Source organism: Pseudomonas sp. GW821-FHT02H09, from assembly GCF_059421425.1.
Map to the genome: position 1 here is coordinate 257,457 of NZ_JBWKVA010000008.1, position 21,704 is coordinate 279,160.

Genomic DNA, 21,704 nt, shown 5'->3' on the forward strand with positions numbered 1-21,704 from the left:
TGGATTGAACATCTGGCTGCTCTGGAGCGTACCCCAGTTGAATCTGGACGGGAACCTTATGTTCCATACATCCAGGGCCAAACCTATACTCTTTGCGGCCTACAAGCCTGAAAGCAAAGGTAAAAACGACAAAATCGAGGACCAGGGCGATCAGTGTACGGCGACCCTGCGAGCCGATCCTTTAGACCAATGGACGTCACCTCGAATACGCGACCTATCGTCGCAACACCAAAGACCTATGTATAATGCGCCGGTGACCACAGAGTCACACCGGCTGACCTGTCTGGAATGAGACTTTCAAGCCCGAAAAGACTGGGTTGTTACCGCGACCCGGTCGCCTGACGCTCGACTGATGCACCCAACATCACCGCGAAGAAACCTCGACTTTCGGCTCATGGACGACTTTGAACGAAAGCGCTCACCCCCGCGCAACTCGAGATTCCGAGCACGCCTAGCAAAGAAGAGAGTTAATCCGAATATGCCCACCCGCTCGAAGATCATCTACACCTTCACCGACGAAGCCCCAGCCCTCGCCACCTATTCACTGCTGCCTATCGTAGAGGCCTTCACCGCCTCCGCTGATATCGCCGTGGAAACCCGCGATATCTCTCTTGCAGGGCGCATCCTGGCCAGCTTCCCCGAGCAATTGGGCGACAAAGCCGTAGCCGACCACCTCGCCGAACTGGGCGCCCTGGCCGTCACGCCTGAAGCCAACATCATCAAGCTGCCGAACATCAGCGCCTCGGTTCCGCAACTGCAGGCCGCGATCAAAGAATTGCAAGCCCAGGGCTTTGAACTGCCGGACTATCCGGAAACCGTGACCAGCGATGCCGACAAGAGCGCCAGAGCGGCTTACGACAAGGTCAAGGGCAGCGCCGTAAATCCGGTTCTGCGCGAAGGCAACTCTGACCGCCGCGCCCCGCTGTCGGTCAAGAACTACGCCCGCAAGCACCCGCACAAAATGGGCGCCTGGAGCTCGGACTCCAAGTCCCACGTCGCTCACATGAGCGCTGGCGATTTCTACGGCAGCGAAAAAGCCGCCCTGATCGACGCCAAAGACAGCGTTAAAATCGAACTGATCGCTCGGGATGGCAGTACCACCGTCCTGAAAGAAAAAACCACCGTACAAGCCGGTGAGATCCTCGATTGCGCCGTACTGAGCAAAAACGCCCTGCGCAGCTTCATCGCCGCTGAAATCGAAGACGCCAGGCAAAAAGGCGTGCTGCTGTCGGTTCACCTGAAAGCGACCATGATGAAGGTCTCCGACCCGATCATGTTCGGCCAGATCGTTGCCGAGTTCTATAAAGACGCCCTGAGCAAGCACGCTGACGTGCTGGCACAGATCGGCTTCAACCTGAACAACGGCATCGGCGACCTGTACGCCCGCATCAAGGCCCTGCCGGCCGAGCAGCAAGCACAGATCGAAGCCGACATTCAGGCGGTCTACGCCGTTCGTCCGTCGCTGGCCATGGTCAACTCCGACAAAGGCATCACCAACCTGCACGTGCCGAGCGACGTGATCGTCGACGCCTCGATGCCAGCCATGATCCGTGACTCCGGCAAGATGTGGGGCACCGATGGCCAACTGCACGACACCAAGGCCGTGATCCCGGATCGTTGCTACGCCACCATCTACCAGGCGGTGATCGAAGACTGCAAGCAACACGGCGCCTTCGACCCAACCACCATGGGCAGCGTGCCAAACGTTGGCCTGATGGCGAAAAAAGCCGAAGAGTACGGTTCCCACGACAAGACCTTCCAGATCAAGGCTGACGGCGTTGTTCGCGTTTCCGACAGCGCTGGCCGCACTCTGCTGGAACAGTCGGTTGAAGCCGGCGACATCTTCCGCATGTGCCAGACCAAAGACGCGCCGATCCAGGACTGGGTCAAACTGGCCGTCAACCGTGCTCGCGCCAGCAGCACTCCAGCGATCTTCTGGCTGGACCCAATGCGCGCCCACGACGGCGTGGTGATCGAGAAAGTTCAGGCCTACCTGAAGGATCACGACACATCCGGCCTGGACATCCGCATCATGTCGCCAGTCGACGCCATGGCGTTCACGCTGACGCGTATCCGCGCCGGTCAGGACACCATCTCGGTGACCGGTAACGTACTGCGCGACTACCTGACCGACCTGTTCCCGATCATGGAGCTGGGCACCAGCGCCAAGATGCTGTCGATCGTTCCGCTGATGAACGGCGGCGGTCTGTTCGAAACCGGCGCTGGCGGTTCAGCACCGAAGCACGTTCAGCAGTTGCTGGAAGAAAACTTCCTGCGCTGGGATTCGCTGGGTGAGTTCCTGGCTCTGGCCGCCTCCCTTGAGCATTTGGGTGTGACTTACAACAATCCGAAAGCCCTGGTACTGGCCAAGACTCTGGATCAGGCCACCGGTCAGTTCCTGGACAACAACAAGTCGCCTGCACGCAAAGTCGGCAACATCGACAACCGCGGCAGCCACTTCTACCTGGCGCTGTACTGGGCCCAGGCCCTGGCCGCCCAGACTGAAGATGCCGCCCTCCAGGCGCAATTTGGCCAACTGGCGAAAACCCTGACCGAAAACGAGGCGGCCATCGTTGCCGAGCTCAACGCCGTTCAGGGCAAACCAGTGGAAATCGGTGGCTACTACTACGCCACGCCAGCACTGATCAGCAAGGCCATGCGCCCTAGCGAAATCTTCAACGCGGCAATCGCTGCGCTGGCTTCCGACAGCCTGGCTGCCTGATAGCGCTGCACTGTAATACCAGAGCCCCGGCCCCGCGCCGGGGTTTCTGTTTATGGCTTGCGCTCTTTGCTCTTTGTAGGAGCCGAGCTTGCTCGCGATGCAGGCGACGCGATGTGTCTGTTGCACCGAGGTGATGCCATCGCGAGCAAGCTCGGCTCCTACTAGGACCAGTGCTCACCCGGATATTGCGGGCGCACCGATCCGCGTTCGATTTATGATGACCTTCTCCCCCAACCCAAGGCAGAATATTTTTATGGATTGGCAGCCCCACATCACCGTCGCGACCATCGTCGAAGACAATGGCCGCTTCCTGATGGTCGAGGAACTCGCAGGCGGACGAGCGGTGCTCAATCAGCCCGCCGGGCACCTGGATCCCGACGAAACACTGATCGACGCCGCGATTCGTGAAACCCTCGAAGAAACCGGCTGGGACATCGAACTGACCGGCGTTATCGGCATCTACCTCTATACTGCTCCAAGCAACGGCGTGACCTACCAACGCGTGTGCTTCGCTGGCAAACCGCTACAGCATCATCCCGATTATCAGCTGGATGACGGCATTATCGGCCCGCGCTGGCTAACCCGCACCGAGCTGCTGGAACGACGCCCGGACTGGCGCAGCGAGCTAATCCTCCAGTGCATCGACGATTATTTGAGCGGCAAGCTGCACAGTCTCGAGCTGATCCGCCCTTCTCTTTAGCCTTGCAGGCTCCGGCCTGTTAGAATCGCGTCCTTTTTCAAGACACCCTTTGAATCCCTATGCGTGATCCAGCCCCTTCTGACACACAAAAGAAGCGCGTTATCGTCGGCATGTCCGGCGGCGTGGACTCTTCCGTTTCCGCCCTACTGCTGATCGAGCAGGGTTATCAGGTGGAAGGCCTGTTCATGAAGAACTGGGAGGAGGACGACGGAACGGACTATTGCACCGCCATGGACGACCTGGCCGACGCTCAAGCCGTTTGCGACAAGATTGGCATCAAGCTGCACACCGCCAACTTCGCCGCTGAGTACTGGGACAACGTGTTCGAGCATTTCCTGGCCGAATACAAAGCCGGGCGCACACCGAACCCGGACATCCTCTGCAACCGCGAAATCAAGTTCAAGGCGTTCCTCGACTACGCCCTGATGCTCGGTGCCGACCTGATCGCCACCGGCCACTACGTGCGCCGCCGCGACATCGATGGCCGTACCGAACTGCTCAAAGGTCTGGACCCCAACAAGGATCAGAGCTACTTCCTGCACGCCGTCGGCGGCGAGCAGATCGCCAAGACCCTGTTCCCGGTCGGCGAGCTGGAAAAACCTGCGGTTCGAGCGATTGCCGAGAAACACCAGCTGGCTACGGCGAAGAAAAAGGACTCCACCGGGATCTGCTTTATCGGCGAACGCCGTTTCAGCGACTTCCTCAAGCAATACCTGCCGGCACAGCCTGGCGAGATCAAAACCACCGAAGGTGAAGTGATCGGTCGCCACCACGGCCTGATGTACCACACCATCGGCCAGCGCCAGGGTCTGGGCATCGGCGGCCTGAAAGACGCCGGCGAAGAGCCGTGGTACGTGCTGATCAAGGACCTGGAGCACAACGAGCTGATCGTTGGCCAGGGCAATGATCACCCATGGCTGTTCTCCCGCGCGCTGCTCGCCTCGGACATCTACTGGGTCAACCCGGTCGACCTGAGCACGCCGCGCAAGCTCACTGCGAAAGTCCGCTATCGCCAGAGCGACCAGCCCTGCACCCTGGAAAAAACCGCCAATGGCTATCGCGTTATTTTCGACGACCCGCAGCGCGCAGTAACCCCCGGCCAGTCCGTGGTGTTCTACGACGGCGAAATCTGCCTTGGCGGCGGCGTCATTGAAGTGGCCGAACCCTGGAGCAGCAAGGATTCGCGCGCATGAGCCCGACTCAGGAGCAACTGACAGCCCTGGGCGGTGTTTTTCTCGCCGCAGTCCTGGTCGACAAGATCGCCAAGACCGGCCAGGTCACGGAAGCCGGTCTGAGCTGCATGCTTGGCAGCCTGCTGATCCGTGATCCGAAGGACACCCTGGAAGTCTACGGTGGCGACGACATCAATCTGCGCGAAGGTTATCGCGCACTGATCGGCGCCCTGGAGCGCGACCCAAACACCTTGCAACGCGAACCCTTGCGCTATGCGCTGTCGATGCTCGGTCTCGAGCGACAACTGGCCAAGCGTGACGACATGCTCGAAGTGATTGGCAAACGCTTGCCGCAGATTCAGTCCCAGGTCGAGCATTTCGGCCCGGCCCACGAAAACGTGATCGCCGCTTGTGGAGCGCTGTATCAGGACACCTTGAGCACCCTGCGCCAACGGATTCAGGTGCACGGCGACATGCGCAACCTGCAGCAACCGAGCAACTCGTCGAAGATCCGCGCCCTGTTGCTGGCCGGCATCCGCTCGGCGCGCTTGTGGCGCCAGCTGGGTGGTCATCGCTGGCAGCTGGTATTCAGCCGCCGCAAATTGCTCAAAGAGCTTTATCCGCTGATGCGCAGCAGCTGAACCGCGCCCGCAATATTGTTTTGTAGTCTGTAACGCGTAAACGCTGGTCAGTTGGCAACGGACCAGCGGTTTTTTTTCATGTATGATACGCGCCCCATTTCGTTGCCCGACTGTCCGAGAACACCCCATGCAGCTCTCTTCGCTCACTGCGGTTTCCCCTGTTGACGGCCGCTACGCCGGCAAAACCCAGGCCCTGCGCCCAATTTTCAGCGAATACGGTCTGATCCGTGCTCGCGTCCTGGTTGAAGTGCGCTGGCTCCAGCGCCTGGCCGCTCACGCTAGCATCTGCGAAGTCCCGGCGTTTTCCGCCGAAGCCAACGCGGCTCTGAATGAACTGGCGGAAAACTTCTCGCTGGAACACGCCGAGCGCGTCAAAGAGATCGAGCGCACCACCAACCACGATGTTAAAGCCATTGAGTACCTGCTCAAGGAACAGGCCGCCAAACTGCCTGAACTGGCCAACGTCAGTGAATTCATCCACTTTGCCTGCACCAGCGAGGACATCAACAACCTGTCCCACGCCCTGATGCTGCGCGAAGGCCGTGATGAGGTGATGCTGCCGCTGATGCGCCAGACTGCTGAAGCCATTCGCGAGCTGGCGATCCGCTTCGCCGACGTGCCGATGCTCTCGCGCACCCACGGTCAACCGGCTTCGCCGACCACCCTGGGCAAAGAACTGGCCAACGTGGTTTACCGCCTGGAACGCCAGATCGCCCAAGTCGCCGCCGTTCCGCTGCTGGGCAAGATCAACGGCGCTGTCGGCAACTACAACGCACACCTCTCGGCCTACCCTGAGATCGACTGGGAAGCCAACGCTCGCGCGTTTATCGAAGATGAACTGGGCCTGGGCTTCAACCCGTATACCACGCAGATCGAACCGCACGACTACATCGCCGAGCTGTTCGACGCGATCGCCCGCTTCAACACCATCCTGATCGACTTCGATCGCGATATCTGGGGTTACATCTCCCTGGGCTACTTCAAGCAGCGCACCATTGCCGGCGAAATCGGCTCCTCGACCATGCCGCACAAGGTCAACCCGATCGACTTCGAAAACTCCGAAGGCAACCTGGGTATCGCCAATGCACTGTTCCAGCACCTGGCGAGCAAGCTGCCAATCTCCCGCTGGCAGCGTGACCTGACCGACTCCACCGTGCTGCGCAACCTCGGCGTCGGCTTCGCTCACAGCGTTATCGCTTACGAAGCCAGCCTCAAAGGCATCAGCAAACTGGAGCTCAACGCCCAGAAAATCGCTGCTGACCTGGATGCGTGCTGGGAAGTCCTGGCCGAACCGATCCAGACCGTGATGCGTCGCTACAACATCGAAAACCCGTACGAAAAGCTGAAAGAGCTGACTCGCGGCAAGGGCATCAGCCCTGAAGCGCTGCAGACTTTCATCGATGCACTGGACATGCCTGCCGAGGCCAAGGCCGAGCTGAAAAAGCTCACCCCGGCCAATTACATCGGCAACGCCGTGGCTCAAGCCAAGCGCATCTGACCGCTCGTAATACATTTAGACGCCCGGCAGCGCCGGGCGTTTTTATTCCCGTCTGAAAAGTACTTTTTTTCAATAGGTTACACATGAATCCTGATATTCCTCTTCAACTTCTGGGCGGCATCACTGCACGGGAATTCCTGCGCGACTACTGGCAGAAAAAGCCGCTGCTGATTCGCCAGGCGATCCCTGATTTCGAAAGCCCGATCGACGCCGACGAACTGGCCGGCCTGGCACTGGAAGAGGAAGTCGAATCGCGACTGGTCATCGAGCACGGCGAGCGCCCATGGGAATTGCGTCGCGGCCCGTTCGCCGAAGACGAATTCAGCAAACTGCCCGAGCGCGAGTGGACCTTGCTGGTGCAAGCCGTCGACCAGTTCGTGCCGGAAGTCAGCGAGCTGCTGGAGCACTTCCGCTTCCTGCCGAGCTGGCGCATCGACGACGTGATGATCAGCTTCGCTGCGCCTGGCGGCAGCGTAGGCCCGCACTTCGACAACTACGACGTGTTCCTGCTGCAAGGCCATGGCAAACGCAACTGGAAGATCGGCCAGATGTGCGATTCCGAGAGCCCTCTGCTCGAGCACGCCGACCTGCGCATCCTTGCCGACTTCCAGGGGACCGACGAGTGGACCCTGGAACCGGGCGACATGCTCTACCTGCCGCCGCGCCTGGCCCACTGCGGCGTGGCTGTCGACGACTGCATGACCTACTCGGTGGGCTTCCGCGCCCCGAGCGCCGCTGAAGTGCTGACCCACTTCACTGACTTCCTCAGCCAGTTCCTGCCTGACGAAGAGCGTTACACCGACGCCGACGCACAACCAGCGATCGACCCGCACCAGATCCAGCATGACGCCCTCGACCGCTTGAAAAGCCTGCTCGCCGAACACATGAGCGACGAGCGCCTGCTGCTGACCTGGTTCGGCCAGTTCATGACCGAACCACGCTACCCGGAACTGGTGGTCGGCCCGGAACTGGAAGAAGACGACCTGCTCAGCAGTCTCGAGCAAGGCGCCGTGCTGATCCGCAACCCAAGCGCGCGCCTGGCCTGGTCGGAAGTCGACGACGACCTGCTGCTGTTCGCCAGCGGCCAGAGCCGTTATCTGCCGGGCAAGTTGCGCGAGCTGCTGAAAATGATTTGCGCCGCCGATGCGCTACACGTCGACAACCTTGGCCATTGGCTGAGCGATGAAGACGGTCGGGGCCTGCTGTGTGAACTGGTCAAGCAAGGAAGCCTGGGGTTTGCCGATGAATAAGATTCACGTACGTGTCGCAGACTGGCAAAAGGACAACGCCGAGATCCGGCGCATTCGTGAAGCGGTGTTCATCGCCGAGCAATCCGTTCCAGCCGAACTGGAATGGGATGCCGACGACGCAAGCGCCGTGCATTTCCTCGCCTTCGAAGGTGATTTTCCGATTGGTACTGCGCGCCTGTTGCCTGATGGGCACGTCGGCCGCGTATCAGTCCTCAAGGACTGGCGCGGCCTGAAGGTCGGCGATGCGCTGATGCAGGCGGTGATCGGTGAAGCCGAGAAGCGCGGGCTCAAGCAGCAGATGCTCAGTGCACAGGTTCAGGCGACAGCGTTCTATGAGCGCCTGGGCTTCAGCATTGTCAGTGAGGAGTTCCTGGAAGCAGGGATTCCGCACGTCGACATGGTGCGAGGCCACCACTGATCGTTCCCAGGCTCCGCGTGGGAATGCAGCCGGTGACGCTCCGCGTCACCACCGCGAAAGGACGCGGAGCGTCCTGAGAGGCATTCCCACGCAGAGCGTGGGAACGATCATCCCACGCGGAGCATGGGAACGATCAGCAAAACGCCCTGCTATCTTCAGATACCGGGGCGTTTTGCCGTCCAGGATTCAACTTGCCCCTTCGCAGGCCGACAAACTGGCAAACTCGAGCCTTTGATCGCGGAGATAACGGACATGTCCCTACGCACCCTGTTCACCACACTGCTGCTGACCTGCAGTTTTTCGGTCATCGCCGCTACCGAGGTGGTGCAACTCAACAATCGCACCAGCGCCGACCTGCTGCCGGTCGCGCAGAATTTTATCGGCGGGGACGGCAAGGTCAGCGCCTACGGCAACCAGCTGATCGTCAACGCCGAACCCGACAAGATCAACGAATTCAAGGCCCTGATCGCACAGCTCGACACCGCGCCCAAACGCCTGCTGATCACTGTCGACACCAATGAAAACAACCAGCAAGACAACACCGATCAGCGGACGCGGATCATCACCTACAGCACCGACAGCCGCGAAGGCGGCATTCAGCAAGTCCAGACCAGCGAAGGTACACCGGCCCTGATCCAGATCGGCCAGATCGTGCCGCTGACCAGCACCCAGACCGATGCCTACGCCAGCCTGCCAAACCAGACCAACACCTCCAGCCCGCCGCAAAACCCGAGCAACAGCTCCAGCCCACCGCAAAACCCGAGCAACAACTACGCCCACCTGCAAAGCCAGACCCAGTACCGCAACGTCACCCAGGGTTTCTACGTCACAGCCAGCGTCACCGGCGACATCGTTCACCTCAATATCAGAACCAATCGTGACCGAATGAGCCAGGAACGTCCCGATGTAGTGAACGTGCAAAGTACCAACACCACGGTCAGCGGCCGCCTTGGTGAATGGATCACCCTGGCCGGGGTCAATCGCCAGACACAGGCCGATAAACAGGGGCTGGCCCGCAGCTATTCGACTCAGGGCCGGGATGACATGACCTTGCGGGTAAAAGTCGATACCTTGGACTAACACACCAAAAACTGACTGATTAGTCGTATTAGACCAAAGATGTAGTGCTTAAAAAAAAGCACTACAAAACGTTTGACGAGCCAAAAAAGCAAAGGCATGATGGCCTCGCTCCCGCTAATCAGGGGCCCTGGCAAGGGCCTTCGAATCGCCGCTCTAACCTACCTACCTGAGCCGATTCGTGTCTGTACCGCCCACAAGGTGTGTTTGACGAGGTTGCGACTGGAACGAAGTTGTCCCGAGGGACGGAAGCGTAATTAGGTAGACCGGCAACACACTGATGATCGTATAAAGGCCCACGACGCCCGAATGCGCCCACCAGCTCGCCCTTACCTGCTCAGCCTCCCTCCTCGAGCCCATCGTTCATCCCGTCGCCCTCCCCGCCAGACCCGACTTGACCACCTAAGCTTCTGGTCAGCGAGCAGCCATCTACGCAATCTTTCAAACCTGCGTACCTGGTGGAGCTGGAATTTTCCACCCAAGAACCACTTTCCACACAAGACGCGACGAGGTTTATCTCCATGGCACTGACACGCGAACAGCAAATTGCAGCCCTCGAAAAAGACTGGGCTGAAAACCCACGCTGGAAAGGCGTGACTCGCGCTTACTCCGCTGCTGACGTCGTCCGTCTGCGTGGCTCGGTTCAACCTGAGCACACCTTTGCAAAAATGGGCGCCGAGAAGCTCTGGAACCTGGTCACCCAGGGTGCCAAGCCGTCCTTCCGTCCCGAGAAAGATTTCGTCAACTGCATGGGCGCCCTGACCGGCGGCCAGGCCGTACAGCAAGTCAAAGCCGGTATCCAGGCGATCTACCTGTCGGGTTGGCAAGTCGCTGCAGACAACAACTCTGCAGAATCGATGTACCCGGACCAGTCGCTGTACCCGGTCGACTCCGTACCGACTGTGGTCAAGCGCATCAACAACTCGTTCCGGCGCGCCGACCAGATCCAGTGGAAAGCCGGCAAGAACCCGGGTGACGACGGCTACATCGACTACTTCGCACCGATCGTCGCCGATGCTGAAGCCGGTTTCGGTGGCGTGCTGAACGCCTACGAGCTGATGAAAAGCATGATCGAAGCAGGCGCTGCCGGCGTTCACTTCGAAGACCAGCTGGCGTCCGTGAAAAAATGCGGCCACATGGGCGGCAAGGTACTGGTTCCTACCCAGGAAGCCGTACAGAAGCTGACCGCCGCCCGCCTGGCGGCTGACGTTGCCGGTACACCGACCATCATTCTGGCCCGTACCGACGCCAACGCCGCTGACCTGCTGACCTCGGACTGCGACCCGTACGACCAACCGTTCGTCACTGGCGAACGCACTCAGGAAGGCTTCTACAAAGTGCGTGCCGGCCTCGACCAGGCTATCGCTCGCGGCCTGGCCTATGCGCCATACGCCGACCTGATCTGGTGCGAAACCGCCAAGCCGGACCTGGACGAAGCTCGTCGTTTCGCTGAAGCGATCAAAAAGGAATACCCGGACCAGCTGCTGTCGTACAACTGCTCGCCTTCCTTCAACTGGAAGAAAAACCTGGACGACGCGACCATCGCCAAGTTCCAGCGCGAACTGTCCGCCATGGGTTACAAGCACCAGTTCATCACCCTGGCCGGCATTCACAACATGTGGCACAGCATGTTCAACCTGGCGCACGACTACGCCCGCAACGACATGACCGCTTACGTGAAACTGCAAGAACAAGAATTCGCTGACGCCGCCAAGGGTTACACCTTCGTGGCTCACCAACAGGAAGTCGGCACCGGCTACTTCGACGACATGACCACCGTGATTCAAGGCGGCACGTCTTCGGTTACCGCGCTGACCGGCTCCACCGAAGAAGAACAGTTCCACTGATCGACTTCGCTTCTTGAGCAAACGGCCATTCCAGACCGTACAGAAAACTAACTGGAATGCCGCATATCTAACGCCCCGACCGGTTCGGGGCGTTTTTTTTGGGGATTTCCCAGACAGCGTTTGATCCCCCGTGGCAGCTGGCTCGCGAGCTCGCCAGCTGCCACCGATCGCGTCTTGACTCAAAGCTTGCGCCCGCAGCCGATAAAAAAAATTGATCCCAAGCAGTATCAGATCTCGAAAAAAAGGTTAAAACGGCTGAGCTCGCAACTTGCAGTAGAGGGTATGTATGCGCAACTTCCCGCTTACCACCCCAAGTAGCAGTTTAAAAACCGCGTTAAACAATATTGATTATCATTTAAACTGTACATTGTTCGTTACATCACCCACAAAAGATAATTGACAAAACAGCGCCTAATGCCCGCAACGTCTGGGCTGCGAGGGTCCGGAGGCATGCCATGTCCTCATTTCACTAAATAATTTCGCCATAGAAAATTTACTTGCCCGGTGTTTAGCCATAAAATCACCGGGATTGATTGCGCTGCGACATATCGTCACTGCTTTATTTCTATTCAAGCTCAGAGACCTTTGCTCTCTGCCAAGGATTACCAGCATGCCCGAAGCGACAGGACTCATGGCCCACAACTGGGGCTTTGCCATTTTCCTTCTGGGTGTTGGCGGCCTTTGTGCCTTCATGCTCGGTGTTTCCAGCCTGCTGGGCTCCAAAGCCTGGGGCCGCAGTAAAAACGAACCGTTCGAGTCCGGCATGCTGCCTACCGGTAGCGCCCGCTTGCGGCTCTCAGCCAAATTCTATCTGGTCGCGATGCTCTTCGTGATCTTCGATATCGAAGCCCTTTTTCTCTTTGCCTGGTCTGTGTCCGTCCGCGAAAGCGGCTGGACCGGATTTGTCGAAGCTCTCGTTTTCATAGCAATTCTGTTGGCAGGTCTTGTCTACCTTTGGCGAGTGGGGGCACTTGATTGGGCTCCGGAAGGTCGTCGTAAGCGGCAAGCGAAGCTAAAACAATGAGGCTTTGGCGATGCAATACAATCTCACCAGGATCGACCCGGATGCTCCTAACGAGCAGTACCCGATCGGCGAACGGGATACCGTTTCCGATCCGTTAGAAGATCAAGTCCACAAAAATATCTTCATGGGCAAGCTCGAAGACGTGCTGAACAGTACGGTCAACTGGGGGCGTAAAAACTCCCTGTGGCCATACAACTTCGGTCTGTCGTGCTGCTACGTGGAAATGACTACCGCCTTCACGGCGCCCCATGACATCGCACGCTTTGGCGCCGAAGTTATCCGGGCATCACCGCGCCAGGCGGATTTCATGGTTATTGCCGGTACCTGCTTCATCAAGATGGCGCCGATCATTCAGCGTCTCTACGAGCAAATGCTGGAACCCAAGTGGGTTATCTCCATGGGTTCGTGCGCCAACTCCGGTGGCATGTACGACATCTATTCCGTCGTTCAAGGGGTGGACAAGTTCCTGCCCGTGGACGTCTATGTGCCCGGCTGCCCGCCCCGCCCTGAAGCTTTTCTGCAAGGCTTGATGCTCTTGCAGGAGTCGATTGGCCAGGAGCGTCGCCCACTTTCCTGGGTCGTTGGTGATCAAGGCGTTTACCGCGCCGAAATGCCGTCGCAAAAGGAACAGCGCCGTGAACAGCGTATTCAGGTAACCAACCTGCGCAGCCCCGACGAAGTCTGATCCAGCTCAGCTCTTACAAAGAAACGAGAACCTGGTTTCATTCTTTACGTTGACCGAAAGCGATAAAAAGCCATGACTACAGGCAGTGCTCTGTACATCCCGCCTTATAAGGCAGACGACCAAGATGTGGTCGTCGAACTGAACAACCGTTTTGGCCCGGAGGCGTTCTCCGTCCAGGCCACCCGCACCGGCATGCCGGTGCTTTGGGTTACCCGCGCCAAACTCATCGAAGTCCTGACTTTCCTGCGTAACCTGCCCAAGCCGTACGTCATGCTGTATGACCTGCACGGCGTGGACGAGCGTCTGCGCACCAAGCGTCAGGGTTTGCCGAACGGCGTCGAATTCACCGTTTTCTATCACCTGCTGTCGATCGAACGTAATAGTGACGTAATGATCAAGGTCGCCTTGTCCGAGAGCGACCTCAGCTTGCCGACCGTCACCTCGATCTGGCCGAACGCCAACTGGTACGAGCGTGAAGTGTGGGACATGTACGGCATCGACTTTGCCGGCCATCCTCATTTGACCCGGATCATGATGCCGCCTACCTGGGAAGGTCACCCGCTGCGCAAGGATTTCCCGGCCCGCGCCACCGAATTCGACCCGTTCAGCCTGACCCTGGCCAAGCAACAGCTGGAAGAAGAAGCCGCGCGCTTCAAACCGGAAGACTGGGGCATGAAGCGTTCCGGCGCCAACGAGGACTACATGTTCCTCAACCTTGGCCCGAACCACCCTTCGGCTCACGGTGCGTTCCGTATCATCCTGCAACTTGACGGTGAAGAAATCGTCGACTGCGTTCCGGACGTCGGCTATCACCACCGTGGCGCCGAGAAAATGGCCGAGCGTCAGTCCTGGCACAGCTTCATCCCGTACACCGACCGGATCGACTACCTCGGCGGCGTGATGAACAACCTGCCGTACGTGCTCTCGGTCGAGAAACTGGCCGGCATCAAGGTGCCGGAGAAGGTCGACGTCATCCGCATCATGATGGCCGAGTTCTTCCGGATCACCAGCCACCTGTTGTTCCTGGGTACTTATATCCAGGACGTCGGCGCCATGACCCCGGTGTTCTTCACCTTCACCGACCGGCAAAAAGCCTACACCGTGATCGAAGCCATCACCGGCTTCCGTCTGCACCCGGCCTGGTACCGCATCGGCGGCGTCGCGCACGATCTGCCACGCGGCTGGGACAAGCTGGTCAAGGACTTCGTCGAATGGCTGCCAAAGCGCCTCGACGAGTACGAGAAAGCCGCGCTGCAGAACAGCATCCTGCGTGGCCGGACCATCGGCGTCGCAGCCTACAACACCAAAGAAGCCCTGGAATGGGGCGTCACCGGTTCTGGCTTGCGTTCCACCGGCTGTGATTTCGACCTGCGTAAAGCCCGCCCGTATTCGGGCTACGAGAACTTCGAATTCGAAGTTCCGCTGGCGGCCAATGGCGATGCCTACGACCGCTGCATGGTTCGCGTCGAAGAAATGCGCCAGAGCGTCAAGATCATCGACCAGTGCCTGCGCAACATGCCGGAAGGCCCGTACAAAGCGGATCACCCACTGACCACGCCGCCGCCTAAAGAGCGCACGCTGCAGCACATCGAAACCCTGATCACGCACTTCCTGCAAGTTTCGTGGGGCCCGGTCATGCCGGCCAACGAATCCTTCCAGATGATTGAAGCGACCAAGGGTATCAACAGTTATTACCTGACGAGCGATGGCGGCACCATGAGCTACCGCACCCGGATTCGTACCCCAAGCTTCCCGCACTTGCAGCAGATCCCTTCGGTGATCAAAGGCAGCATGGTCGCGGACTTGATCGCGTACCTGGGTAGTATCGATTTCGTTATGGCCGACGTGGACCGCTAAGCATGAACAGCACGCTTATCCAGACAGACCGTTTCGCCCTGAGCGAAACCGAGCGCTCGGCCATCGAGCACGAGCTGCATCACTACGAAGACCCGCGCGCGGCGTCGATCGAAGCCCTGAAGATTGTCCAGAAGGAACGTGGCTGGGTGCCTGATGGCGCGCTCTACGCCATCGGCGAGATCCTCGGCATTCCGGCCAGCGACGTTGAGGGCGTGGCGACTTTCTACAGCCAGATCTTCCGTCAGCCAGTGGGCCGTCACATCATTCGCGTCTGCGACAGCATGGTCTGCTTTATCGGCGGTCACGAGTCGGTGGTCAGCGAGATCCAGAGCAATCTCGGCATCGGCCTGGGTCAAACCACCGCCGACGGTCGTTTCACACTGCTACCGGTCTGCTGCCTCGGCAACTGCGACAAGGCACCTGCGCTGATGATCGACGACGACACTTTCGGTAATGTACAGCCTGCTGGCGTTGCCAAACTGTTGGAGGGCTACGTATGACCCTGACTTCCTTCGGCCCTGCCAACCGCATCAAGCGCAGTGCACAAACCCATCCGTTGACCTGGCGCCTGCGTGACGACGGCGAAGCCGTCTGGCTCGACGAGTACCAGGCCAAGAATGGCTACGCCGCTGCGCGCAAGGCATTCGCCGATATGTCTCAGGACGATATCGTCCAGACCGTCAAAGACTCCGGCCTCAAGGGTCGCGGTGGCGCAGGCTTCCCCACGGGTGTGAAGTGGGGCCTGATGCCCAAGGACGAATCCATCAACATCCGCTACTTGCTGTGCAACGCGGATGAGATGGAACCCAACACCTGGAAAGACCGCATGCTGATGGAGCAACTGCCCCATCTGCTGATCGAAGGCATGCTGATCAGTGCTCGCGCGCTGAAAACCTACCGTGGCTACATCTTCCTGCGCGGCGAATACACCACCGCCGCCAAGCACCTGAACCGTGCTGTGGAAGAAGCAAAAGCCGCGGGCCTGCTGGGCAAGAACATTCTGGGCAGCGGCTTCGATTTCGAACTGTTCGTCCACACCGGCGCCGGGCGTTACATATGCGGTGAAGAAACCGCACTGATCAACTCCCTCGAAGGCCGCCGCGCCAACCCGCGCTCCAAGCCGCCCTTCCCTGCCGCCGTTGGCGTGTGGGGCAAGCCGACTTGCGTGAACAACGTCGAAACCCTGTGCAACGTGCCGGCGATCATCGCCGACGGTGTTGACTGGTACAAATCCCTGGCCCGTGAAGGCAGCGAAGACCACGGCACCAAGCTGATGGGCTTCTCCGGCAAAGTGAAGAACCCTGGCCTGTGGGAGCTGCCGTTCGGCGTGACCGCTCGCGAGCTGTTCGAAGACTACGCCGGCGGCATGCGCGACGGCTTCAAGCTCAAGTGCTGGCAGCCAGGTGGCGCCGGTACCGGCTTCCTCTTGCCTGAGCACCTGGACGCACAAATGTACGCCGGTGGCATCGCCAAAGTCGGCACCCGTATGGGTACCGGCCTGGCAATGGCCGTGGACGACAGCGTCAACATGGTCTCCCTGCTGCGCAACATGGAAGAGTTCTTCTCCCGCGAATCCTGCGGCTTCTGCACCCCGTGCCGTGACGGTCTGCCGTGGAGCGTCAAGCTGCTGCGTGCGATCGAGAACGGTGAAGGGCAAGCCGGCGATATCGAGACCCTGCTGGGTCTGGTCGGTTTCCTCGGCCCAGGCAAGACTTTCTGTGCTCACGCACCGGGCGCCGTGGAGCCATTGGGCAGCGCAATCAAATATTTCCGTCCAGAGTTCGAGGCCGGCATTGCACCCACCAGTGCTGTCGTCCCGCCTCTGGCTCGCCCGATCCCGATTCCGGTCGGCGCGTAAACGTATCGAACGAGGGTGGTCCGTGCCGCCCTCCTATCGTCTGAAGACGCTTCAGGCCTGTTGAAAACACAGTTTTCAACAGGCCTGTTCCAGCGCCAGGCGAGTACATAGATTCCATTAGCCACGCCCGCTGACACCGGGCCAACGAAGAACTTTGAACCATGGCCACTATCCACGTAGACGGCAAATCGCTCGAAGTCGATGGGGCAGACAACCTGTTACAGGCGTGTCTGTCGCTAGGCCTCGACATCCCGTATTTCTGCTGGCACCCCGCCCTTGGCAGCGTTGGCGCTTGTCGCCAGTGCGCGGTCAAACAGTACACCGACGAGAACGACAAGCGTGGTCGTATCGTCATGTCGTGCATGACACCTGCCACCGACGGCAGCTGGATTTCCATCGATGACGAAGAAGCCAAAGTGTTTCGCGCCAGCGTCGTCGAGTGGCTGATGACCAACCACCCGCACGACTGCCCGGTCTGCGAGGAAGGCGGTCACTGCCACCTGCAAGACATGACGGTGATGACCGGCCACAACGAGCGCCGTTACCGCTTCACCAAACGTACCCACCAGAACCAGCAACTGGGCCCGTTCATCTCTCACGAAATGAACCGCTGCATCGCCTGCTATCGCTGCGTACGTTTCTATAAAGACTACGCCGGCGGCACCGACCTCGGTGTATTCGGCGCCCACGACAACGTGTACTTCGGTCGCGTTGAAGACGGCACCCTGGAAAGCGAGTTCTCCGGCAACCTCACCGAGGTCTGCCCGACCGGTGTGTTCACCGACAAGACTCACTCCGAGCGCTACAACCGCAAGTGGGACATGCAGTTCTCGCCGAGCATCTGCCATGGCTGCTCCAGCGGTTGCAACATCAGCCCGGGTGAACGTTACGGCGAACTGCGTCGTATCGAAAACCGTTTCAACGGTTCGGTGAACCAGTACTTCCTCTGCGACCGTGGCCGTTTCGGTTATGGCTACGTCAACCGCGAAGATCGTCCGCGCCAGCCACTGCTGGCTGACGGTCAGGTCAAACTCGGTCTCGACGCTGCACTGGATAAAGCTGCCGATCTGCTGCGCGGTCGCAACATCGTCGGTATTGGTTCGCCACGCGCCAGCCTCGAAAGCAACTTCGCCCTGCGCGAACTGGTCGGTGCCGAGCACTTCTACTCGGGTATCGAAGCGTCCGAGCTGGAGCGTATTCGCCTGGTTGCCCAGGTGCTCAAAGACAGCCCGCTGCCGATCCCGAACATGCGCGAGATCGAAGACCACGACGCGATCTTCGTCCTCGGCGAAGACCTGACCCAGACCGCTGCCCGTATGGCCCTGGCACTGCGTCAATCGGTCAAAGGCAAAGCCGAAGACATGGCCGACGCCATGCGCGTTCAGCCTTGGCTGGATGCTGCGGTGAAGAACATCGGTCAGCACGAACTGAACCCGCTGTTCATCGCCAGCCTGGCTGAAACCAAGCTTGATGACGTGGCTGAAGAGTGCGTTCACGCCGCTCCAGACGACCTGGCTCGTATCGGTTTCGCCGTGGCTCACGCCCTCGACGCCAGCGCTCCTGCCGTTGAAGGCCTGGACAGCGACGCGGCTGAACTGGCGCAGCGCATCGCCAACGCCCTGTTGGCAGCCAAGCGTCCGCTGATCATTGCGGGTACTTCTCTGGGCTCCAAAGCGCTGATCGAAGCCGCGGCGAACATCGCCAAAGCTCTCAAGCTGCGCGAAAAAGCCGGCTCCATCAGCCTGATCGTGCCAGAGGCCAACAGCCTCGGCCTGGCCATGCTCGGTGGTGGATCGGCAGACGCTGCGCTGCAAGCGGTGATCGACGGCAAAGCCGACGCCATCGTCGTCCTGGAAAATGATCTGTACACCCGCGTTGACGCAGCCAAAGTCGATGCCGCACTGAACGCTGCAAAAGTCGTGATTGTCACCGACCATCAGAAGACTGCCACCAGCGATCGTGCACATCTGGTTCTGCCAGCCGCCAGCTTCGCTGAAGGCGACGGTACGCTGGTCAGCCAGGAAGGCCGCGCCCAGCGCTTCTTCCAGGTCTTCGACCCGACTTACCTGGATGCGAGCATCCTGGTTCACGAAGGCTGGCGCTGGCTGCATGCCCTGCGCAGCACCTTGCTGAACAAGCCGGTGGACTGGACCCAACTGGACCACGTCACCGCAGCCTGCGCCGAAAGCAACCCGCAACTCGCTGGCATTGTCAGCGCCGCACCGTCGGCCTCGTTCCGCATCAAAGGTCTGAAACTGGCTCGCGAGCCGCTACGTTACAGTGGCCGGACCGCCATGCGCGCCGATATCAGCGTGCACGAACCGCGCACTTCCCAGGACAACGACACTGCGTTCTCGTTCTCCATGGAAGGTTACTCGGGCTCCGCCGAACCACGTCAGCAAGTGCCATTCGCCTGGTCTCCGGGCTGGAACTCGCCGCAAGCCTGGAACAAGTTCCAGGACGAAGTCGGTGGTCACCTGCGTGCCGGCGACCCAGGTACTCGCCTGATCGAAACCCAGGGAGATGGCCTGAGCTGGTTCGCCAGCATTCCGGGCGCGTTCTCCCCTGCTCGCGGAACCTGGCAAGCGGTGCCGTTCTATCACCTGTTCGGCAGTGAAGAGAACTCTTCGAAAGCCGCTCCGGTTCAGGAACGCATCCCGGCCGCCTACGTCTGTGTGGCCAAATCCGAAGCGGATCGTCTGGGCGTCAATGACGGTGCCCTGCTCAGCTTGAATGTTGCCGGCCAGACCCTGCGTCTGCCGCTGCGTATCAATGAAGAGCTGGGTGCTGGCCTGGTTGCCTTGCCTGCCGGTCTGGCGGGTATTCCACCGGCCATCGCCGGCCTTACCGTTGACGGTCTGCAGGAGGCAGCTCAATGACCTGGTTCACACCTGAAGTGATCGACGTGATCATCGCGGTGCTCAAGGCCATCGTGATTCTGCTCGCCGTGGTGGTTTGCGGCGCGCTGCTGAGCTGGGTCGAGCGTCGTTTGCTCGCCCTCTGGCAGGACCGTTACGGTCCGAACCGGGTTGGCCCGTTCGGCGCCTTCCAGATCGCCGCCGACATGATCAAGATGTTCTTCAAGGAAGACTGGACGCCACCGTTCGCCGACAAAGTGATCTTCACTTTGGCGCCGGTGGTGGCCATGAGCGCCTTGCTGATTGCCTTCGCAATCATCCCGATCACCCCGACCTGGGGTGTCGCGGACCTGAACATCGGCGTGCTGTTCTTCTTCGCCATGGCCGGTCTGTCGGTCTACGCGGTGCTGTTCGCCGGCTGGTCGAGCAACAACAAGTTCGCCCTGTTGGGCAGCTTGCGCGCCTCGGCACAAACCGTGTCCTATGAAGTGTTCATGGGTCTGTCGTTGATGGGCATCGTGGCGCAGGCTGGCTCGTTCAACATGCGCGACATCGTCGATTACCAGGCCCAGCACCTGTGGTTCATCATTCCGCAGATCCTCGGTTTCCTCACCTTCTTCATCGCTGGCGTGGCCGTGACTCACCGTCACCCCTTCGACCAGCCGGAAGCGGAGCAGGAACTGGCCGACGGTTACCACATTGAATACGCTGGCATGAAATGGGGCATGTTCTTCGTCGGTGAGTACATCGGCATCGTGTTGATCTCGGCGCTGCTGGTGACTTTGTTCTTCGGTGGCTGGCACGGACCTTTCGACATTTTGCCGCAGATCCCGTTCATCTGGTTTGCTCTGAAGACCGCGTTTTTCATCATGATCTTCATCCTGCTGCGCGCATCGATTCCGCGCCCACGGTATGACCAAGTGATGGATTTCGGCTGGAAATTCTGCCTGCCGCTGACCCTGATCAATCTGCTGGTGACCGCTGCGATCGTGTTGTTGAACACGCCCGCCGTCGCGGCTCAGTGAGGATAGAGAATCATGTTCAAGTATACTTTTGACATCGTGCATGGATTCTTCACCCAGCTTCGCAGCCTGGTGATGATTTTCGGCCACGCCTTCCGCAAGCGCGACACGCTGCAGTACCCGGAAGAGGCGGTGTACCTGCCGCCGCGCTTCCGTGGGCGTATCGTCCTGACCCGCGACCCCGACGGCGAAGAGCGCTGTGTAGCCTGCAACCTGTGCGCCGTAGCGTGTCCGGTGGGTTGCATCTCGCTGCAGAAAGCTGAAACCGAGGACGGTCGCTGGTACCCGGACTTCTTCCGCATCAACTTCTCGCGTTGCATTTTCTGCGGCCTCTGCGAGGAAGCCTGCCCGACCACTGCGATCCAGCTGACACCGGATTTCGAGATGGCCGAGTTCAAACGTCAGGACCTGGTTTACGAGAAAGAAGATCTGCTGATCTCCGGTCCCGGTAAGAACCCTGATTACAACTTCTATCGTGTTGCAGGTATGGCCATTGCCGGTAAGCCAAAAGGCTCCGCGCAAAATGAAGCCGAACCGATCAACGTGAAGAGCTTGCTGCCTTAAGGAAGAAAGATGGAATTCGCTTTCTATTTCGCATCAGGTGTTGCCGTTGTGTCCACGCTTCGCGTGATCACCAACACCAACCCTGTGCACGCCCTGCTCTACCTGATTATTTCGCTGCTCGCGGTGGCGATGACCTTTTTCAGTCTCGGTGCTCCATTCGCCGGTGTACTGGAAGTGATCGCCTACGCCGGCGCCATCCTGGTGCTGTTCGTGTTCGTGGTGATGATGCTGAACCTGGGCCCGGCCTCGGTTCAGCAAGAGCGCGTCTGGCTCAAACCCGGTATCTGGGGTGGTCCGGTCGTACTCGCTGCACTGCTGCTGGCTGAACTGCTGTATGTACTGTTCAGCCATTCCGCCGGCACCGGCATCGGTCAAACCACCGTAGACTCCAAGGCCGTGGGCATCAGCCTGTTCGGTCCTTATCTACTAGTGGTCGAACTCGCCTCGATGCTGCTGCTCGCTGCAGCCGTCACGGCGTTCCACCTGGGCCGCAACGAGGCGAAGGAGTAAG

18 protein-coding genes are annotated in these 21,704 nt (G+C 59.5%); all 18 read left to right on the forward strand.

The window, feature by feature from the left end:
* The first annotated feature begins 478 nt into the window (after positions 1-478).
* The 18 genes from AC07VR_RS13645 to nuoJ all read left to right on the forward strand — a co-directional run bounded on the left by AC07VR_RS13645 (position 479) and on the right by nuoJ (position 21,703).
* The gene (locus AC07VR_RS13645) at positions 479-2,722 is read left to right on the forward strand and encodes an NADP-dependent isocitrate dehydrogenase (RefSeq protein WP_495011516.1); all 2,244 of its coding nucleotides are present in this window, start codon (positions 479-481) and stop codon (positions 2,720-2,722) included.
* A 253-nt stretch (positions 2,723-2,975) separates the two neighbouring features.
* A complete protein-coding gene (locus AC07VR_RS13650; protein ID WP_494993336.1) occupies positions 2,976-3,422 on the forward strand; it encodes an NUDIX hydrolase in 447 nt (148 codons plus the stop codon).
* A 59-nt stretch (positions 3,423-3,481) separates the two neighbouring features.
* Positions 3,482-4,615 (forward strand): tRNA 2-thiouridine(34) synthase MnmA, encoded by a 1,134-nt coding sequence (gene mnmA / locus AC07VR_RS13655; RefSeq protein WP_495011517.1) that lies wholly within the window; start codon positions 3,482-3,484, stop codon positions 4,613-4,615.
* The gene (gene hflD, locus AC07VR_RS13660; RefSeq protein WP_494993338.1) at positions 4,612-5,235 is read left to right on the forward strand and encodes a high frequency lysogenization protein HflD; all 624 of its coding nucleotides are present in this window, start codon (positions 4,612-4,614) and stop codon (positions 5,233-5,235) included. Before mnmA ends, hflD begins: the two co-directional genes overlap by 4 nt.
* A 127-nt stretch (positions 5,236-5,362) precedes the next feature.
* Positions 5,363-6,733, forward strand: coding sequence for an adenylosuccinate lyase (gene purB, locus AC07VR_RS13665; protein ID WP_494993339.1), 1,371 nt, complete (start codon positions 5,363-5,365; stop codon positions 6,731-6,733).
* Between the two features lie 83 nt (positions 6,734-6,816).
* Positions 6,817-7,983, forward strand: coding sequence for a ribosomal protein uL16 3-hydroxylase (locus AC07VR_RS13670; protein WP_494993340.1), 1,167 nt, complete (start codon positions 6,817-6,819; stop codon positions 7,981-7,983).
* On the forward strand, positions 7,976-8,401 hold the full coding sequence (locus tag AC07VR_RS13675) for a GNAT family N-acetyltransferase (protein ID WP_495011518.1): 426 nt from the start codon (positions 7,976-7,978) through the stop codon (positions 8,399-8,401). The genes AC07VR_RS13670 and AC07VR_RS13675 overlap by 8 nt, the downstream gene beginning before the upstream one ends.
* 252 nt (positions 8,402-8,653) lie before the next feature.
* Positions 8,654-9,481 carry a secretin N-terminal domain-containing protein gene (locus AC07VR_RS13680; RefSeq protein WP_495011519.1) on the forward strand — a complete coding sequence of 276 codons (828 nt, stop codon included), beginning with the start codon at positions 8,654-8,656 and terminating at the stop codon, positions 9,479-9,481.
* Between the two features lie 518 nt (positions 9,482-9,999).
* Positions 10,000-11,325, forward strand: a complete 1,326-nt coding sequence (gene aceA, locus AC07VR_RS13685; protein ID WP_494993343.1) for an isocitrate lyase — start codon at positions 10,000-10,002, stop codon at positions 11,323-11,325.
* Positions 11,326-11,935: 610 nt separating this feature from the next.
* The gene (locus AC07VR_RS13690) at positions 11,936-12,349 is read left to right on the forward strand and encodes an NADH-quinone oxidoreductase subunit A (protein WP_494993344.1); all 414 of its coding nucleotides are present in this window, start codon (positions 11,936-11,938) and stop codon (positions 12,347-12,349) included.
* 10 nt (positions 12,350-12,359) lie between these two features.
* A complete protein-coding gene (locus tag AC07VR_RS13695) occupies positions 12,360-13,034 on the forward strand; it encodes a NuoB/complex I 20 kDa subunit family protein (RefSeq protein ID WP_489360825.1) in 675 nt (224 codons plus the stop codon).
* Positions 13,035-13,106: 72 nt separating this feature from the next.
* Positions 13,107-14,891 carry an NADH-quinone oxidoreductase subunit C/D gene (nuoC, locus tag AC07VR_RS13700; protein WP_495011520.1) on the forward strand — a complete coding sequence of 595 codons (1,785 nt, stop codon included), beginning with the start codon at positions 13,107-13,109 and terminating at the stop codon, positions 14,889-14,891.
* A 2-nt stretch (positions 14,892-14,893) separates the two neighbouring features.
* Positions 14,894-15,391, forward strand: coding sequence for an NADH-quinone oxidoreductase subunit NuoE (gene nuoE, locus AC07VR_RS13705; protein WP_494993346.1), 498 nt, complete (start codon positions 14,894-14,896; stop codon positions 15,389-15,391).
* Positions 15,388-16,749, forward strand: a complete 1,362-nt coding sequence (nuoF, locus tag AC07VR_RS13710) for an NADH-quinone oxidoreductase subunit NuoF (protein WP_495011521.1) — start codon at positions 15,388-15,390, stop codon at positions 16,747-16,749. Before nuoE ends, nuoF begins: the two co-directional genes overlap by 4 nt.
* 161 nt (positions 16,750-16,910) lie before the next feature.
* Entirely contained in the window at positions 16,911-19,628 is a 2,718-nt protein-coding gene (gene nuoG, locus AC07VR_RS13715; protein ID WP_495011522.1) for an NADH-quinone oxidoreductase subunit NuoG, read from the forward strand.
* Positions 19,625-20,632: an NADH-quinone oxidoreductase subunit NuoH gene (nuoH, locus tag AC07VR_RS13720; RefSeq protein WP_494993349.1), complete on the forward strand. Its 1,008-nt coding sequence runs from the start codon at positions 19,625-19,627 to the stop codon at positions 20,630-20,632. Before nuoG ends, nuoH begins: the two co-directional genes overlap by 4 nt.
* 12 nt (positions 20,633-20,644) lie before the next feature.
* Positions 20,645-21,193: an NADH-quinone oxidoreductase subunit NuoI gene (gene nuoI / locus AC07VR_RS13725; protein ID WP_494993350.1), complete on the forward strand. Its 549-nt coding sequence runs from the start codon at positions 20,645-20,647 to the stop codon at positions 21,191-21,193.
* A gap of 9 nt (positions 21,194-21,202) precedes the next feature.
* The gene (gene nuoJ / locus AC07VR_RS13730) at positions 21,203-21,703 is read left to right on the forward strand and encodes an NADH-quinone oxidoreductase subunit J (protein WP_495011523.1); all 501 of its coding nucleotides are present in this window, start codon (positions 21,203-21,205) and stop codon (positions 21,701-21,703) included.
* Position 21,704: the final 1 nt, after the last annotated feature.

Coding starts and splice junctions, on each gene's coding strand:
- purB (WP_494993339.1), top strand. CDS start 5,363: ATGCAGCTCTCTTCGCTCACTGCGGTTTCCCCTGTTGACGGCCGCTAC.
- nuoE (WP_494993346.1), top strand. CDS start 14,894: ATGAACAGCACGCTTATCCAGACAGACCGTTTCGCCCTGAGCGAAACC.
- AC07VR_RS13645 (WP_495011516.1), top strand. CDS start 479: ATGCCCACCCGCTCGAAGATCATCTACACCTTCACCGACGAAGCCCCA.
- nuoI (WP_494993350.1), top strand. CDS start 20,645: ATGTTCAAGTATACTTTTGACATCGTGCATGGATTCTTCACCCAGCTT.
- AC07VR_RS13680 (WP_495011519.1), top strand. CDS start 8,654: ATGTCCCTACGCACCCTGTTCACCACACTGCTGCTGACCTGCAGTTTT.
- AC07VR_RS13650 (WP_494993336.1), top strand. CDS start 2,976: ATGGATTGGCAGCCCCACATCACCGTCGCGACCATCGTCGAAGACAAT.
- mnmA (WP_495011517.1), top strand. CDS start 3,482: ATGCGTGATCCAGCCCCTTCTGACACACAAAAGAAGCGCGTTATCGTC.
- nuoJ (WP_495011523.1), top strand. CDS start 21,203: ATGGAATTCGCTTTCTATTTCGCATCAGGTGTTGCCGTTGTGTCCACG.
- hflD (WP_494993338.1), top strand. CDS start 4,612: ATGAGCCCGACTCAGGAGCAACTGACAGCCCTGGGCGGTGTTTTTCTC.
- nuoH (WP_494993349.1), top strand. CDS start 19,625: ATGACCTGGTTCACACCTGAAGTGATCGACGTGATCATCGCGGTGCTC.
- AC07VR_RS13675 (WP_495011518.1), top strand. CDS start 7,976: ATGAATAAGATTCACGTACGTGTCGCAGACTGGCAAAAGGACAACGCC.
- AC07VR_RS13690 (WP_494993344.1), top strand. CDS start 11,936: ATGCCCGAAGCGACAGGACTCATGGCCCACAACTGGGGCTTTGCCATT.
- AC07VR_RS13670 (WP_494993340.1), top strand. CDS start 6,817: ATGAATCCTGATATTCCTCTTCAACTTCTGGGCGGCATCACTGCACGG.
- AC07VR_RS13695 (WP_489360825.1), top strand. CDS start 12,360: ATGCAATACAATCTCACCAGGATCGACCCGGATGCTCCTAACGAGCAG.
- nuoC (WP_495011520.1), top strand. CDS start 13,107: ATGACTACAGGCAGTGCTCTGTACATCCCGCCTTATAAGGCAGACGAC.
- nuoG (WP_495011522.1), top strand. CDS start 16,911: ATGGCCACTATCCACGTAGACGGCAAATCGCTCGAAGTCGATGGGGCA.
- nuoF (WP_495011521.1), top strand. CDS start 15,388: ATGACCCTGACTTCCTTCGGCCCTGCCAACCGCATCAAGCGCAGTGCA.
- aceA (WP_494993343.1), top strand. CDS start 10,000: ATGGCACTGACACGCGAACAGCAAATTGCAGCCCTCGAAAAAGACTGG.